The organism is Paenibacillus allorhizoplanae (genome assembly GCF_927798215.1).
Lineage (GTDB): Bacteria > Bacillota > Bacilli > Paenibacillales > NBRC-103111 > Paenibacillus_E > Paenibacillus_E allorhizoplanae.
In genome coordinates this window covers 1-16,983 of record NZ_CAKMMW010000012.1, presented here as the reverse complement: position 1 = coordinate 16,983, position 16,983 = coordinate 1, and the positions used below count along the sequence as shown (strand labels likewise).

Here is a 16,983-nt window from a genome sequence, read left to right as displayed (position 1 = left end):
TACTAATAAACAGTCCGATAAATAAATATCGTTATAAAAATGCATGAATCAAAAATAACACAGCAAAGGCTAGTCCACAACCATACTCTTTGAATGTATGCTCGAAACGACGATCGTGCAATGTTGTTGATGGTAAATGAAGAAGATTCCAAAGCTGCCAAATGATATAGCATATGGACAATGCCATCGCACCAAATACCCATATGCGTTCTTTCTTAGGAATCCTGGTATTTTACAAATAAATTATACTCTCTTGATATTTTAAAATTGAGCGAATGCTATAATGAGTTAATTTTAGAATAAAGTTAGATAAGCAGACTTAACGTATTCAGTAGTTTATTATTCCATGTAAACCATAAAGAACAGGAGAGGTATGAAAGTAATGGATCAATCGAAGAAAGCAAATAGATTGACATCTATTTTTGAAGTATTATGGGTATCTCTGAAGTTGGGTTTAACATCTTTTGGAGGTCCAGTGGCGCACTTGGGTTACTTTCACGACGAATATGTTCGCAGAAAAAAGTGGTTGGATGAGCGTAGCTTCGCAGACTTAGTTGCACTCTGTCAGTTCTTACCGGGCCCAGCTAGCAGTCAAGTCGGAATAGGGATTGGTACCATTCGCGCAGGTCTTCTAGGCGGATTTATTGCTTGGCTAGGGTTCACGTTGCCATCAGTGATTGCATTAGTTCTTTTTGCTTTAGTAGTGAAAGGATTCGATATTGGAAATGTTGGGTGGATTCACGGCTTAAAGATAGTTGCAGTAGCTATTGTAGCACAAGCAATTTTAGGGATGGGCCAAAAACTTACCCCAGATCGAAAACGAGTGACAATAGCCATAGTCAGTGCAACCATCACACTGATTTGGCAAACTACGATTGCTCAAATCGCACTTATTGCTCTAGCGGCATTAATTGGAGTACTCCTATACCGAGAAAAGACTGATGTGGAACGCCCGGAACTTCAAATTCCAGTTAGCCGAACCATAGGTCTGATCTGTTTAGTTTTGTTCTTTGCTATCCTAGTTGGACTACCTATTCTGAGGGGGATTTCTACTCAACACTGGCTGGCGTTATTTGATAGTTTTTATAGATCTGGATCCCTAGTCTTTGGCGGAGGTCACGTAGTTTTACCTTTATTAGAGCGAGAGATGTTACCAACAGGTTGGGTAAGTAAAGAAAATTTCTTATCTGGCTATGGGGTTACCCAAGCGGTACCAGGGCCATTGTTCACATTTGCTTCGTATTTGGGAGCTATAAATGGGGGGATTCTGGGGGCTGCGATTGCAACTTTCGCTATTTTCCTTCCAGCATATTTATTGGTTATTGGTACACTTCCCTTTTGGAATGTTCTCAGAAGCAATCCTAAAATTCAAGGTGCTTTAACAGGTATTAACTCAGCTGTCGTCGGAATTTTACTGGCTGCTTTCTATAACCCGATCTGGACATCAGCAATCATAGACCCTGCAGACTTTGCTTTAGCTGCTATTTTATTTATTTTGCTCGTATTTTGGAAGTTGCCTCCATGGGTTATTGTGATTGCTGGTGCAATAGGAGGAACTCTAACGATTATTATATAGTCAAAATTTGTAGAAACGAATATCACCCAAACAGAAAGGAACCTTGATATATCAAGGTTCTTAAAAGGTACTTTCTTGACGTTAGACTTGTGACTACTATCAAGATTATCTGAGCACTTATGCAAGTGATTTATTCACGGGGATCTAAAAGCACTCATTTCACAGCATTCAATATTTGCTTATATTCCTTCGCGTGGAAAGGTCCGCCTTCTTTCATAACGGTCCACAACGGATCTGAGTCTTCCTTCATCGACAGCATCATGTCATCATGCCATTCATTAAGCAAATAGACAGCTTTCATGTGGATATCGCTTCTTTCTTCAACAAGATTGTGCTGTTCGTAGGGATCATTTTCCAAGTCAAACAGCATATCTTTTGGGAATCCGTGGTAACCGTCGTGATAGGTTCGGATATACAGCCAATTCTCAAATCTGACGCTTCGCTGACAGACATGCGCACACTGGGATACCACCAAGTATGGCCTTCCAGTATCCGTACCTCTCGTAATACTTTCCGCATAACTCAAACCATCCCAAGACTCAGGCTTCTCCGTATCCAGCAAGCTTGCCAGTGTAGGGGCGAGATCAAGTTGATAATGGAGACCCTCGTCGACACTTCCTTTGCGTCCACCAGGCCAGCGGAAAATCATTGGAATTCGGCAGGTCCCCTGATCCGCTGTTCCATGCTCGGAGTAAATGCCTAATTCCCCCATATTCTCCCCATGATCCGCACTAACAATAATCGCAGTATCTTCTAACACACCCAGCTTGTCAAGCATGTGCAGCACCTGTCCGATATGCTCATCCATATAGCGAATTGCGCAATCATAATTGTCAATAATCGTCCTTAAATCATTATGCTCCTCAATCGTTTGGCTATGCCTTGGATGTCTGTAATAATGCGACTTGGCAAGCTTATTCATATCTTCAATACTGTGCTGCCCTTTTTTGAGCTTATGTTGCTGAAATACCTCTTCTGTGATCCAGTCCGGCATCGGTTCGTCAACAAAAGGATTGCCTACGTGGTCCGGCGTTCTATAAGGAGTATGCGGGTCCCAGAAATTCAGATGTAAGAACCAATCTTCTGTTTTCGCATTATCTTCTAACCATTTGAGTGCGATCGGCAGCACTTTTTCAGCCGATTCTCCCCCTTTATCCCCCACATTAAAGACTTCATTGAACCCTGCATTAAACGTCCACACGGAATGTCTTTCTGCGAAGGTACTTATCGAAGCCGTTTTCATGCCAATCTTGCGCAATACACCAGGGAGACTCTCTGACGCTAATCGATCGCTGAAGCCGCGCTCCATTCCTTCGCGTCTCATATCCGCAGCTGTCCCGCCGTGTCCGACAACGCCTGTATGGATGCCAAATTTGCCTGACATTAAGGCTGTTCTGGATGGCATACACGGCGCATCCGAGCAGTAATAGTTGTTAAATCTAACACCCTCGGCTGCGATACCATCAATATTCGGAGAAGTCTCACGATGGTAACCATAGCAGCCGAGATGATCAGGACGCAAAGAATCTAAATCCAAATAGAGGATTCTCATAACTCATGTAACCTGCCTTTCACTTATGTTATTGTACATGCTGTATCTATTCATTAACCCTTCACTGCCCCGGCAATCCCATCTACAAAGTAGCGCTGCAAGAACAAGAAAATAACGATGATCGGAAGAATGGCGATCGTACCTCCAGCTGCAATCCCTGTCCAATCTACAACGTTCTCTCCCCTTAATGCATACAATCCAACAGCAAGTGGACGGAGATTGGGGGAACTGAGCGTTAGTATTAGAGGAATCATGAACGAGTTCCAGGACCAAATGAACTGCATGATCGTCACACTGCCGACGATGGGTTTGGATAATGGAAGCATGATCCTAAGAAATGTCCTTAAAAATCCACAACCATCCATGATGGAAGCCTCCTCCAGCTCCTTAGGAATCTGACTGAAGAAAGTGGAGAAAAGCAGGATAAATATAATATGCGCCCCTCCCGCTTCCGCAAGAATAACCCCCAGTAAATTGTTCATCAGTCCCAAATTTTTGATTAGATCATAGATCGGAATAATCGCAAACTCCATAGGAACAAACATGCTGGCAACTAGAACGCCTAAGAGCAATTTCTTTCCTCTGAACGTATACCTGCCAAGCACATAGCCGCAAGTTGCTGTTGCGATAAGTACGATGAGGATGGTGCTGATGGAGATAACCACACTATTTAGAAAGTATCGCTCAAAGTTTGCTTCATTCCATGCTCTGATCAGGTTGCCCATTTGAAAGCTGTTTGGAAGTAGCTTAAGGCCGTTTGCAAAAAACTCACTCTGGGTTTTGAAGGACGCTGAAACCATCCATAAGAACGGATAGATCCATACAAGACAAAAAGCAGTCATGACGACGTGAAACATGGTTAATCGAAAGGTTTTCATGATTGTGCACGACCTTTCATTCGTTTATTCAGCACGGATTGGATAATGGCTAGAATACTAATCGTTACTGCAAAGAACAGACCCGCTGCCGAAGCATATCCTAATTGAGGCAATCCCATTTCACTGGAAAATGCGTACCTGTAAATATACGTGGACACAACATCCGTGGCAAAGAAGGGACCTCCGTTCGTCATTGTTTTAATTAAATCAAACACCTTCAGCGAGTTGACGACATTTAGCAATAAGATGACGGCTCCTATCGGCAATAGAAGGGGTATCGTGATATAGACAAATAATTTCGTCCCTCTTGCGCCATCCACTTCAGCCGCCTCATAAAGATCCTTGGGAATGCTCTGCAGTCCGGCAAGCCAATAAATCATGTTAATGCCTAAGTTTTTCCACACCGAGATGAGAATAACGGTAAACATTGACCATTTGGCGTCGCCTAACCAATTAATCGGCGTATCGAGCCAACCTATTTTCATAAGCGCATCATTCACCGCTCCGTCACTGCCCCAGATGAAAACCATGATTATACCGACAATCGATGTCGTCGTGACCACTGGCAAAAAGATTAACGTTCGATATATGCTGGCTCCCTTAAGCCTGGGACGATTCAAAACGACGGCAAGTACTAAGGGGACAAGGAGATTTAATGGCACTACACCCAACATGAATTTAAAACTATTTTTATACGCATTCCAAAAGTACGGATCCTTCGCCACGTCAACAAAATTACGTAGTCCGACAAAAGTTGAATCCGATGTTAAACCCGACCAATCCAACATGGCATAGTAGAAGCTGGCCGCGATCGGCCAGCCTTGAAACAGAACGAAAAGGGCTACAGTAGGAAGTAGGAATAACCAACACCACAATTCAATTCTCCACTTGGTTTTCATGATGCGCGAACTCCCCGTCATTGAATTGACTTATAATCTTGCTGCGAGTAATTTTTGTCAGAACTCCAATTAGAGAAAATGAAATCATTTTTATCTACCTTCGCGCCTTCCGACTTTGCCTTCGCAATCGCTGTATCTAATGACTTATCGACAATATCAGAAAACTGCTTAAGTGCCGTATTGGGTTCTTTAATTGCCCCTGCAACAACGCCTTGGAGAATATCACCTACACCTGGCTGAACATCCTTATAATTCCCGTAAACACTTGCAAGCTCAGGGTTCCTGATTTGTGGATTAGGCACTAAACGCGAATACTTCTGAGCGATGTCATAGTACTGCTTGAATTGTGGTATTTCCGATGAGCTCTCATTAACCTCTTTGAGAATAGAGAAGCGATCTCCCGCTTTCACGAGTACGGACTGATAATCTTTGTTGAAGTACTCCTTTAAATATAGGGCGGCTTCTTTGGGATGCTTCGTTGTTTTGGACATGCCAATCCAAGGACTATAGCTGGATCTAGGCAAGAAGCCCTTCTGACCTGCATCCGGAACAGGCGGCGCCATGACACCAAAGTCCAAGTTAGGGTTGTCACGTTTCCATACGCCAATCGACCATTCCCCCTGCAATATAAACCCGGCTTGGCCTTCTCCAAATAAGGCTCGAGCTTCAGGTGCAGATATGCTCATCGTCTTCGGATGAAAACTTCCGTCATCCTTCAACCCCTTGAATACATTCATGACATCAAGTACTTCTTTACCGTCATAGTTAGCATCATGCGTTACCAAACTGATCGGCGATTGTTGATTTAAACCGCTGCCTCCCAGTGCCGACCAGTCCATAGCCGCTAATTTCCATCGACCGATTTGTTTACCGCCCTCGATGATACCGTAAGCTTTGCCTTTGCCTGCTTCTGTAATTTTCTTAGCGGCTTGGCGGAATTCCGTATATGTCTTTGGCGGGTTTTCGGGGTCTAATCCGGCATCTCGAAACAACTGTTTATTGTAAAATACAAGCGTACTCGGCACACTCGCCATAGCCGGAATGGAATAGATTTTTCCATTCAGCATCGTCGAGCCTTCAACAAAAGCGCCCTCTGCGAATTGGTTTTTGAAAGCGTCGTCAATATAAGGATCTAACGGCTGATACCACTCTCCCTTAACCGCCATACTCAATGACATGTTGCCGGGTATTGGATATAGATCCGGTGCATCCCCCGATTTAATCGCGGTTGTAATAGTATTCTGAAATTGATCGACGCTCATTAGCGTATATTCGATTTTGATGTTGGGGTATTTGGCTTCGAAATCTTTGATAAATTTTTCACGAAAAGGCTTCTCACTGTCTGCCCAGTCCATCACGCGCAAGGTAACTTTTTCTCCGGATGTCGACGTCTGGGCTTTGTCCCCGGCAGTCCCTGTTGCAACAGGAGTTCCTGTGCTGTTCGGATTCGGATTTGAAGCTGAACAAGCCGTCAAACCTTGTACAATTAGAGCAGATCCGATGAATAAGGCAGCATACTTCCGTTTTTGTACCAATGGTATATCCCCCTTTATTTTTGAAAAATGTTACTTCCTGAACGAAGAGCTCGTGTAGGGTGCGCAATGAGGATTGGATGCCTTCGATTTAACTATTATGTTATCTTACAATTAATCCTCAGACCATGTAGACGCGATTCCACTTTTTGTACTTTTGATACTTTTTCGAAATTGATTGGGGGACATATGGTATGTTTTTTGAAAAGCTCGGTTGAAATGGGACGCATCGTAGAACCCGCATTTTTGAGAAATGAATTCAATCGTATTCTCGGGGTCTTCCAGCATCCGTTTGGCTTGCATAACACGCATTTTTTGAAGCATCTGCATCGGCGTTAGATCATACACCTGTTTAAAGGCCCGGCTAAAATAAACCGGATTCATATGGTAAATTTCCGCTAATTCCTCGCGAGTAATATTGCGCTCCAGCCCCTTCTCGATATAATGCAGGGCATAATTAAACCGGGCAATTTCGAACGTCTCTCTGGATTTGCGCTTCTCACCGATTTTAGAGCTTTCTACAATTTCATGAATCAGAAAGAGCGCTAGAAAGGCTGACTGCATAGAGCAGATTCCCTCATTTTTCTGCTGCCATAAGTCTTGAAGCTCGTCGAACTTCTTCTCATACAGCGCGGAGTCCCTAATTTTAATAACTTTATCCAAGGGAAACAGCTGGAAGAAATCTTCTCCTTCTCTAACATGCAATTTCAAGCTGAGGAGGTAATGAACACCTTCTTCTTGTGAAATAACATTAAAAGGCGTATGGGGACGATGAATCATAACATCTCCGGTTTTGGCTATATACTCTTTACCGTCGTCTGTTGTAATAACCTCTCCTTTTTTGATATAAGATACCGTCAGATAAGGCTGATCGAAATCAAACATGATCCGAGAGTAGTATTGTATTTTTTTAATATCAAACAACGTAATCGCATATAGATCCTCGATCTGAGTTGACATGGATTCACTCCTTATTGGGTATGGTTACGAAAAAAAAGCTCCTGAGATAACATGATTGTCATCCCAGAGGCGTCGCTCAATGTCTCTTATTCTAGCAAAATCAACTCATTGAAAACAGCAAAAAGCATGCCCCCAAAGATTTGGGAGCATGCTCGGTACTTCGCTACGCTATGAATTTAAGCTTTAACCTTCGCTTTAATCTCTTCCAATGGCTTGTGGTTACCGTATTTCGGGTATTCGCGCGTGGATGGCGCTGCCCACTGAACCGCATTGGAGATGACGCGGCGGATTTGCTCATTGTAGTACGTACGGTATGTTTCATGACCTGGACGGAAGTAGAAAATCTTCCCGTTCCCACGATGGAACGTACAACCGCTGCGGAACACTTCGCCGCCTTCGAACCAAGAAACCATGATGAGTTCATCCGGTTGTGGGATGTCAAAATGCTCCCCGTACATTTCCTCTGCCTCAAGATCTATGTACTCGCCAATGCCTTCCACGATTGGATGGCCTGGAGCAACAACCCATAGGCGTTCCTTCTCGTCAGCTTCGCGCCATTTGAGATCACAGGATGTGCCCATAAGAGTTTTGAATACTTTGGAGAAGTGGCCGGAATGCAGGACGATTAAGCCCATGCCTGCCCATACACGCTTTTGAACACGAGCTACGATCTCATCTTGTACTTCGCCGTGTGCTTTATGACCCCACCAGATCAGAACGTCCGTATTGTTCAAAACTTCTTCCGACAAACCATGTTCAGGATCGTCTAATGTTGCATAGGTGACTTGGACAGAACCGCTCAGGCCCTCACCAATGGCTGTATGTATGCCATCTGGGTAGGCAGCTCGGACAATTTCACTTTCTTTTTCATGACGATGCTCGTTCCAAACAGTTACATTTAATGGTTTACTCATCATTCTAGGCCTCCACGATAGCGTATTCATTCTTACTTCTGAGTATAGATTTTCTCAAGCGTTCAGGAAAGGTAGAATTGTGGTTACTTCTTATTCAATAGTGTCATCGGATGTCTCGCAATGTTATACTTATTCCAACTAAATCTTATTCGAAAATGTCCAGCTAGTGAGGTATTCTTACCCATGAACCCTACTCTTAGTCCTGCAAATTTAACTGAAATTAGAAATGAAGAAGTCGTGTACCAGAACCCGCTTCTATTCTTAAAAATATGGGAAATCAAACATGACTACCCCCAATGTGGCTTGCCCGACCCTTGGACATGGCATTGGCATAAGCAAGTTGAGTTTCTCGTCGTAACCCAGGGTCAACTCGGCATCCAAACGAAAGATGCTTATACGGTTATGGAGGCAGGGGATGTCTTGTTACTTGGTTCCTCACAACCCCATCGCACACATAAATACTCAGAAGCGCCTTTGCACCAAATTGTATTTCAAATCGATCTGACACAGCATTTTGATCTGAGCACTCTCGCTTATTTGCATTTATTTTCGGAGTTGACGCATTCTCTCGAACCATTTAATGAACTTTTCCGGTCGAATAGTGCGGTTAGAGCAAAAGCTTATCAGCTTATCCGGCAAATTCATGAAGAGTCACAAACGCGTACCATCGGTTATGAGCTAGCCATCGTTGCTGCCATTAAACACCTCCTGTTGCTCCTTCTGCGCAATGATAAACGTGATCTTGCTGGGCTGACCGAGGATTCAGGCATCTCACGTTTGCGCCCAGCGCTGAATTATATCGATGAGCATTTGACAGAGCGAATAACGGTCGAAGATGTGTGCCGCATTCTAAATCTGAGTTATCATTACTTTATTAAGTATTTTAAAAAAGTGATGGGACTATCCTTTATTGATTATGTGAATTATAAACGTATCAAAAAAGCCGAGCGCCTTCTGCTCACAGGGGATCTCAGCATTATGGAAATTAGTTATGAAGCCGGCATTCAGAACATGGCTCAGTTCTATAAACTATTCAAGCGATACAATCAATGCTCGCCTAAGGAATTCAAGCAGCGGCTCCGAGATCATACGGAGGTGCAGGATGAGCAACCGGTCGGGGCAATAACAGAGTTAAGAACGGCGTGCCCTTAGGGGAGGAATCCCGCTTGGCTGATGAAGACACGCTCCTGTGGGAAATGCCGCAGGAGCTGTTCGTGCACGCGCCGATACGCATCCCGACTGTACCAGTCGGTCAGCTCCAGCGCGTCATAGATGGCACGCACGCCGATGCGTCCTGTGCGCCCTCCCCCACTGCCATCGCCCATGAAGTAATCGTCGATGCACACCCGATCCACGATGCCTGCCAACCGCTCGGCGAAGCCATCCGAGCTGGGCAGCGCTGGCGCTATCGTGGCCTGCACTGGAATTCCGCGAGACGCGAGCTCGCGGAGTGCCTCTAACCGCGCCGCGATCGGTGGCGCGGCTGGGGTGAACGCGCGGCGGATCTCCTCGCGGTCCGTCTCCACCGTCATGCTGACTCGGACGCGGTCGCCGAGCAGCTGAAGCAGGTCCGCATCCCGCGTCACGAGCGGGCTGCGGGTTTGCACGAACAAGAAGTCCGGCGGATCCGCGGACATCACTTCGAGGAGCGCGCGGGTGAGGCACTCCTTGTATTCGATCGGCTGATACGGATCCGTCGCCGAGGAGAAGAAGATCGTGACGGGCCCTTTGCTCTTGGCCCTCGCCAGTTCCTTGGCGAGGAGTGCGGGAGCGTTCTCCTTCACGTCGACCCAGCTGCCCCAAGCTTCGCTGCGAAACAAGGCCACCGGCATTTGCCGCACATAGCAGTAGGAGCAGGCGAAGGCGCAGCCGGTGTACGGATTTAAGGTATGCGAGTAGCCCTCGAGGAAGCCGCTCGCTTTCGTCAGCAGCTGCTTAGATTGCTTCCGCTGCACATTGACCATGAGTGACCCTCCTTTTATTTCCAGAACCACTTCTCATACACCCAATAGCCGAAGAACGAAAGGATTCCTAAAGAAATATTGAACCATCCTGCAAATAAAGCCCCTTTTTTCTCTTTGGGCATGTTGGCCTTCGTATAATTTTTCACATCGAAAACTAACACGAGCAACCCAGAGACCAACAGCAGCAAAACCGTGTAATTGTTAAAGGTAATCATTGGCCGAATCCTTCCTTCCCTAGTTGGTTTTCGTCCCAATTCGTCTAATCTTAACGTGTACCGTGACATCGAAGGACATCTCTTTATATTGATCTTGCCATGATTCCTCGGTTTTGATTTCCTTGTTCCAGTAGGCTGGCTGCGTCGCGCGCACATATTCACCGAAACCGAAGATGTCACTGCCATCCTTCTGAGTCTGCTGAATTAATTTCCCGAATCCCACGTTAGCGTCTTCTTGAATTTTCTCCTCCAGCTTCTTCAAATTTCCTTTTGTAATGAACACCTTTTCATTCGATTTCTCCGTTAAATCCCCTTCGATTTGACATTTTATGATGGTATGCACTTTTCCATTTTTAATTGTTGTCGTTATTCGCGACTTTCGGTGAGTAGACTTAAAAATAACTAACGTTTTTGAGCCTGGCATTTCCTGAATAACACTATACCCCCCTGGGTTGATTTGTTTGATCGCCATATAATGTCCGATTTGCAAGGCTGTTGTGACGCCAACCATTTTATCGTTTTTAAAATAGGCCATCCCAGCAAGCTCAATGTTCGATTCCTTCTTTAATTCCAAATAAGGAAGCATCCCTTCCTGCCCCTTGGCAGAATTCGCACTTAAAAAGACACCCAAGAAAATGTTGGGCAGAGTGCCCCTTTCTCTAGAATGTTCCAGGGTAGCGAGCAGATATAAAGACGGAACACGTTCCAATTGCGGAGTGGCGTTCATGATGTCAGCCGCATTTCCTTTGGATACGACCATCCAAACGGTTCTTCTGACCTGAGGTTGACGCCGAAAGAAGTCGTTTTCATTCTCAATCCCTTTTTTGGCTACGGCTTCCGAAATCACAATGACCCGTAAATGGCCAAAAAACAACTTATCTGCGAGCTGCTGCTGAAGATTCAATAAAGCATCCTGAATGGTATATCCGACGCTGGTCAGCACCCAGACTGGTTTTTCCCCGGAAGGGCTGCCGGATCCGCTCCCTGCTCCTAGCGGAATGCGGCCGGGAACAGCTATTTGGACGGTGATACGAATGAGTCCCTTATTGGCCTCTGGATCCTGGCCCAGAATATGCGTAGCATTGCTGCTTTCTTTCTCATCACCCGGCTTCGCCTTATCAATGCCAATCGCCAGGACGACGGCTCGATCTTCGATTTCTAGGCGATCCCAGCAGCCTGTAAGCAAAGGGGCAACCAACACGAAAACAAGAATCTGTTTAATCAGATTTTGCCACAAGTTGATCACCCCGATTTTTTTTCTTTCGAATCATGGCCACAACAAATAAGACCAATGGATACGCAACTGTGAAGATTAGTCCCCAGCGACCGACAATTTGAATGATTTCATACATCTGCAGCAGATTTTGTGAGAACATCGCAATGACATAGATAAAGGGGACAACTAAGAAGGTAAACATTTTATGATCTCGCAAACGTAAAAGCTGGCTTGAGAAATATATGGCTAAATAATAGGAAGACAACAATGTCGTAAACACTGCGGTAACCCATACAGCAAGAAATGCACCGTCTAAACGCTCTAGGATATTGGCAGGCAGTGATGTCGTCTTGGCTAATTCCAATGTCGGCCAGACTAATTTCTTAATTTCCTCAGCTCCGAAGACGCCCACGGTAGCAATCACGATAAGTATATAAAAAGACCCAGCTGCTAACATACCAATAAACCCAGCAATCATGGCTTTCTCCGGCCTGCGCATCGCAGGTATGACGATCGTCATGACAAATGAGCCTTGAAATAAGGCAGCCATCGTGAGAATTCCCATTGGCATACCGGTTGGTTCATTTCCCCACAGGGGAAGAAGATTAATTAAGTGTGCATTCTTTAGTGAGAGCACGACAATAACTAGTCCCGGAAATACGATGATCGGGAAATAAAAATGGTGAAAGTAAGTAAATGTCGTTATATCTACGCGAGCAGAAACAGCCGCTAGCAGCAACATAACGATCACAGTCACCTCTAGGGGTGTTTTAGTTAAAACGGAAGTGACGACAACCTCCCCAAATTCACGTGATGCCAGGGCTGTAATCAAGCAAAAGAACAAGATAATCAGAACACTAAATCCACGCGCTGGCCATTTACCAATCAGATCCTCGCTGTACTCAATAATAGATTTCGTGGGAAAACGCATCCCGAGCTTGGTTAATAACCAAAGTCCTAATAGACCAACCAAAAAGCCTAGCAATGTGACAAGAGGCGCCCCTGAATCGGCTGCTCTGACAGCAAATAACGAGAGGGCTAACACCCCCACCCCAATGATTGTACTAATCAGTATGATCGCCGCTTGTATCACTGTTACCTGGCGAGGATGCTCCATCAGTTACGTTCCTCCTTGTATCTCCGACTTTCAAAGGGTCTAATGTGTTGTTTGGCGCTTCTTCACTCATTTCTTTTGTTATTTTCCCAAGACGGGTGTCATTAGGTGTGTGTAAAAGTGCCGGCCTCTTCGGCATAGACCACAGGGGCAACCGTGCTATCGTATCCTTCATCCCTTGGAAATTACCGGGGACTACCGGGCTCAAGTAAGGAACACCAAATGATCTTAAGGAAAGCATATGGTTGGCAATCAGAATCAACCCGATCATTACCCCATATAAGCCAAATATGCCTGATAAAATGACTAGTGGGAAGCGCAGCAGCCTCAGCGCTAAAGCCGCATTGTAAGCCGGTGTCGCAAAGGAACCGATCGTCGTCAAGGCGATGATAACAACCGTGATTGGCGAGATAAAACCTGCCGCAACCGCTGCCTGCCCAACGACTAGCACACCGACAATGGAGAGCGCTCCACCAACCTGTTGCGGCAGCCGAAGTGTCGCTTCCCTTAGTACTTCCATCGATATCTCCATGATCAAAACTTCAATAACCGAAGGGAAAGGCACTCCCGCTCTCCCCCCAGCTACCGCTACTGCAAATTCTGTAGGGATAAGCTCCGGATTAAACGAAATGAGGGCCACATATAACGATGGAAATATTAGTGAGAAAATCAAGGCTACCAAACGCGACAGTCGTATGAAACTGACGAGGAGAAACCGTTCTGAGTAGTCTTCGATCGTTTGGTAAAATTGACTGAACACGGTTGGCAATATGAGGGCAAACGGAGAACCGTCTACGAGCAAGACAACCCTGCCTTCCAAAAGATTGGCGACCGCTTTATCGGGTCGTTCCGTGTTTTGAATTTGCGGGAACGGCGAAAAGTGGTTATCTTCGATAAACTGTTCCAAATATCCAACGTCCAGGATGCCATCAATATCAATCAACGATAAACGTCTGAACACTTCTTCTACAAGTGCTGGATTCACAATGCCGTCAATGTAGCAGAGCGCCACTTTGGATTTGGTGATACGTCCTATACGAATCGTTTTTATCCGTAGGTCCGGCGTCGGGAGACGGTAGCGAAGCAGGGCTAGATTCGTACCCAACATTTCGATAAAGCCTTCCCTTGCGCCACGGATCACCTGTTCCGTTTCTGGTTGTGTGATCGATCGCTTGTCAACATGGCGTGTACTGAAGATAAACGCATCGGTTACTCCATCAACTAAAAGGACGGTTTTCCCTTCTACGATGGCTTGGATAATTTCATTCAGCTGAGTTTCCGTTCTGCCTTCACACGCATAAAGGGTATCGTTCAGAAGATAATCTTTCATAGGTCGGCTTACTGCTTTAGCGTCTTGAGAGGACGTTAACATCAAAGGCTTTAGAATGTGATCGTTCAGATACTGCTTATCAATCAAATCAGGGAAAAACATGACAACAGCTGGTAGATCGTCAAATATGCAAAACCGGCGTATGATGAAATCGTCATTTTCACCGAGTATCTGTTGAACGTATGTAATCGTCGCTTCGAGTTGCGTACCGACACTTGCCTCTTTATTGGCTTCCATAACCTGATGAGCAGGTGAATTCTTCAGCGGTATCATCCGAGGCTGCTGACTTGTGGATGTTTGTTTGGTCCGTAGCTTCTTCCAACTCCAAATGGTCACGCAATTCTCCCCCGTAAATACACTCATGATGATGTCAGATTCCTATTTCCCATTCATTTCCTTCCTCGTATTTTTATCTATATTTGAGATTCTATGCATGGAAAGGTCAATGGGAGTGAATTTATTATCTGTAACGGAGAATAGGAGCAGCTTCCTGTCATTGAAAAGTGACAATAAACAACTCCTATAAACCGTAAAAAACCTTCCATATATAGAGAGAATCAACAGTTCTACTTCCCTTGCCGCTCTAACTGCAAAAGCTTCTCCTTATTCACCAAACCGCCGCGATAGCCTGTCAACGCTCCATCCTTCCCTACGACGCGATGGCAAGGTACAACGATAAGCACAGGATTGGCACCGATGGCGGTACCAACCGCACGTACGGCACTGGATCTATCTAACGTTTGGGCTACCTGTGAATAACTTACCGTCTCACCATGGACAATCTCGTGCAACGCTCTCCACACCGACTGTTGAAACTCCGTCCCCCGTAAATCCAGTGGCAGTTCAAAATTTGTTCGCTCCCCACTCAAATACTCGTCCAGCTGCTGCATGTAAGGCTTTAACCTATCCTCTTGCTGAATCCATCCATTCGGTTGTCCAATCTTTCTCGCCCATTGGGTGAATTCTTGCCACGCTTCAACGTCAACGCCATCTCTCGCGTCACCTTTCTGAAACTGCAAGTAACCCAATCCCGCATCGGTTACCGCCATTACGAAATTATGATTTTGCAATCGAACCGCCCCCCAGTAAATCGTTTGATTTACCACACTTTCCGTAACTTCTGTCACCATGTTGCAACCAACCTCCCAACTCGGTTATCGTTAATGAACTGGCTGTTGCCGAAACTCTGTCGGCGTAAGTCCTGTTTTCTTCTGAAACAATGTCGCAAAATGCGCAGCATTTGACATCCCCACTTGCGACCCGATCACCTGCACGGGCATGTCCGTGGTGATTAGAAGCTTTTTAGCTGCCGCAAGCCGGATCTCTTGGATATACATAAGTGGCGTCACGCCAGCTATTCGTTTAAAAGTCCTTTGCAGATGATACGTACTCGCATAGAAATGCTCCGAAAGCGTCGCTAACGACAACGGTTCGGCGAAGCGCTCTTCGATATGCGCCTTCATTTCCGCAACCCATGCCTCATCGGGGAGCCTGATGCCGTCAGGCCGACACCTTTTACAAGGACGATAGCTCTCTGCAATGGCTGCTTCACGGTGATGAAATATACGCACATGCTCCCGCTTCGGAAGCCTCGATTTGCAGGAGGGTCGGCAGAAAATCCCTGTCGTCGCCACCGCATAATAAAACGTCCCATCATACGCCGCATCATTCGCTACAATGGCTTGCCAAAACCGCTCCTGCATACCGGATGCCCCTCTCCTTGTGTTTCTTTAATAAGCTCAGTATACCCAAACAGGTCTGTCGTTGTAAGGGTTCCGAGATGAGAAAGCAAGATTACAAAAGCCGCTCTCGGCGATAATGCAAGTAACGACTTCCTACCGATAAGGAGAATGACGATGCCACACCTGCAAGCTTTTGACCCATCCAGCCTACAATGGTACGAACAAACAAGCACGCTCTCGCTAGCTCTGCCTGGGCCTTTTCGATATGAGCAAAATATCGGCTATTTAAGCCGCTCAACCAATGAATGCCTATTCGTTGTGGATAACTCTAGCATCTATAAGCTGCTACCACTTGGGGATAACCTCGCACTTATTGCTGTCCACAGTGAGGATGACGAGGTGCTTCACGTCCGAATTGTCCACTATAGTGGTACTAGTTTAACCTCTGCAGTTCGGGAAGAAATCGCTCGCTATGTGTGGGAGTGGTTTGATTTGGGGACGGATTTGACGCCATTGTATGCGATGGAGGATCCGATCCTGCGACAAGTGACGGAGGAATTCCGCGGGCTGCGCCTGATGGGGATTCCCGATTTGTTTGAAGCGATGAGTTGGGGGATTATTGGGCAGCAGATTAATTTGGCTTTTGCCTATACGCTCAAAAGGCGTCTAGTCGAAACCTTCGGCATTTCGCTAGATTGGGAGGGCCGAACGTATTGGGCATTCCCGACACCACAGCGGATTGCTGCCCTCACGACCGAGGATTTAACCGCTTTACAATTCACGGGTAAAAAAGCGGAGTACCTCATTGGCGTTGCCAATCTCATGGCGGAAGGATCGTTATCCAAGGCCGGGCTGCTTGCGATGAGCGATTTCCTTGCCATGGAAAAAGATCTGCTGCGCATTCGCGGCATCGGCCCTTGGACGGCCAACTATGTGCTGATGCGCTGTCTGCGCAACCCCGCAGCGTTCCCATTGGCCGACGTCGGCCTGCATAACGCGCTGAAGCATGTGCTTGGGCTCGAGGCCAAGCCCTCGCTTGAAGAGATCCGTCAGCTAGCCGAGGGCTGGCGGGGCTGGGAAGCTTACGCCACGTTTTACTTGTGGCGGGTTTTGTATTAGTCGCGGCGCGGGGGGGCGGCGCGGGGGCGTAG

The 16,983-nt window shown here is 46.1% G+C and carries 16 protein-coding genes; 3 read left to right on the top strand and 13 right to left on the bottom strand.

What is annotated here, in order from left to right:
- The first annotated feature begins 382 nt into the window (after window positions 1-382).
- Window positions 383-1,576, top strand: a complete 1,194-nt coding sequence (locus tag L6I86_RS19445) for a chromate transporter (RefSeq protein ID WP_236289736.1) — start codon at window positions 383-385, stop codon at window positions 1,574-1,576.
- Window positions 1,577-1,730: 154 nt separating this feature from the next.
- Here L6I86_RS19445 and L6I86_RS19440 read toward each other — a convergent pair whose 3' ends face one another.
- The 6 genes from L6I86_RS19440 to L6I86_RS19415 form a co-directional block, all read right to left on the bottom strand.
- A complete protein-coding gene (locus L6I86_RS19440; protein WP_236289734.1) occupies window positions 1,731-3,128 on the bottom strand; it encodes a sulfatase family protein in 1,398 nt (465 codons plus the stop codon).
- Between the two features lie 53 nt (window positions 3,129-3,181).
- Complete coding sequence (locus L6I86_RS19435) at window positions 3,182-4,006, bottom strand: carbohydrate ABC transporter permease (RefSeq protein ID WP_236289732.1); 825 nt, start codon at window positions 4,004-4,006, stop codon at window positions 3,182-3,184.
- Entirely contained in the window at window positions 4,003-4,905 is a 903-nt protein-coding gene (locus tag L6I86_RS19430) for a carbohydrate ABC transporter permease (protein ID WP_236289730.1), read from the bottom strand. Before L6I86_RS19430 ends, L6I86_RS19435 begins: the two co-directional genes overlap by 4 nt.
- 17 nt (window positions 4,906-4,922) lie before the next feature.
- Window positions 4,923-6,440: an ABC transporter substrate-binding protein gene (locus tag L6I86_RS19425; RefSeq protein ID WP_236289728.1), complete on the bottom strand. Its 1,518-nt coding sequence runs from the start codon at window positions 6,438-6,440 to the stop codon at window positions 4,923-4,925.
- Window positions 6,441-6,551: 111 nt separating this feature from the next.
- Window positions 6,552-7,397 (bottom strand): AraC family transcriptional regulator, encoded by an 846-nt coding sequence (locus tag L6I86_RS19420; RefSeq protein WP_236289726.1) that lies wholly within the window; start codon window positions 7,395-7,397, stop codon window positions 6,552-6,554.
- A gap of 176 nt (window positions 7,398-7,573) precedes the next feature.
- A complete protein-coding gene (locus L6I86_RS19415; protein ID WP_236289724.1) occupies window positions 7,574-8,311 on the bottom strand; it encodes a ThuA domain-containing protein in 738 nt (245 codons plus the stop codon).
- Window positions 8,312-8,494: 183 nt separating this feature from the next.
- On the opposite strand from L6I86_RS19415, the gene L6I86_RS19410 reads away from it, so the two are divergent.
- On the top strand, window positions 8,495-9,463 hold the full coding sequence (locus tag L6I86_RS19410) for a helix-turn-helix domain-containing protein (protein ID WP_236289722.1): 969 nt from the start codon (window positions 8,495-8,497) through the stop codon (window positions 9,461-9,463).
- Here L6I86_RS19410 and L6I86_RS19405 read toward each other — a convergent pair.
- The 7 genes from L6I86_RS19405 to L6I86_RS19375 form a co-directional block, all read right to left on the bottom strand.
- Window positions 9,460-10,275, bottom strand: coding sequence for an SPL family radical SAM protein (locus L6I86_RS19405; RefSeq protein ID WP_236289720.1), 816 nt, complete (start codon window positions 10,273-10,275; stop codon window positions 9,460-9,462). The two genes, L6I86_RS19410 and L6I86_RS19405, sit on opposite strands and share 4 nt — an antisense overlap.
- Window positions 10,276-10,289: 14 nt before the next feature.
- Complete coding sequence (locus L6I86_RS19400; RefSeq protein WP_068669204.1) at window positions 10,290-10,490, bottom strand: CLC_0170 family protein; 201 nt, start codon at window positions 10,488-10,490, stop codon at window positions 10,290-10,292.
- 19 nt (window positions 10,491-10,509) lie between these two features.
- A complete protein-coding gene (locus L6I86_RS19395; RefSeq protein ID WP_236289718.1) occupies window positions 10,510-11,727 on the bottom strand; it encodes a Ger(x)C family spore germination protein in 1,218 nt (405 codons plus the stop codon).
- Window positions 11,708-12,823 (bottom strand): GerAB/ArcD/ProY family transporter, encoded by a 1,116-nt coding sequence (locus L6I86_RS19390; RefSeq protein ID WP_236289716.1) that lies wholly within the window; start codon window positions 12,821-12,823, stop codon window positions 11,708-11,710. Before L6I86_RS19390 ends, L6I86_RS19395 begins: the two co-directional genes overlap by 20 nt.
- Window positions 12,771-14,423: a spore germination protein gene (locus L6I86_RS19385; protein ID WP_420851910.1), complete on the bottom strand. Its 1,653-nt coding sequence runs from the start codon at window positions 14,421-14,423 to the stop codon at window positions 12,771-12,773. The genes L6I86_RS19390 and L6I86_RS19385 overlap by 53 nt, the downstream gene beginning before the upstream one ends.
- Before the next feature lie 293 nt (window positions 14,424-14,716).
- On the bottom strand, window positions 14,717-15,280 hold the full coding sequence (locus L6I86_RS19380) for a methylated-DNA--[protein]-cysteine S-methyltransferase (RefSeq protein ID WP_236289714.1): 564 nt from the start codon (window positions 15,278-15,280) through the stop codon (window positions 14,717-14,719).
- Window positions 15,281-15,310: 30 nt separating this feature from the next.
- The gene (locus L6I86_RS19375; RefSeq protein WP_236289712.1) at window positions 15,311-15,853 is read right to left on the bottom strand and encodes a bifunctional transcriptional activator/DNA repair enzyme AdaA; all 543 of its coding nucleotides are present in this window, start codon (window positions 15,851-15,853) and stop codon (window positions 15,311-15,313) included.
- A 153-nt stretch (window positions 15,854-16,006) separates the two neighbouring features.
- On the opposite strand from L6I86_RS19375, the gene L6I86_RS19370 reads away from it, so the two are divergent.
- Window positions 16,007-16,951 (top strand): DNA-3-methyladenine glycosylase family protein, encoded by a 945-nt coding sequence (locus tag L6I86_RS19370; RefSeq protein WP_236289710.1) that lies wholly within the window; start codon window positions 16,007-16,009, stop codon window positions 16,949-16,951.
- Window positions 16,952-16,983: the final 32 nt, after the last annotated feature.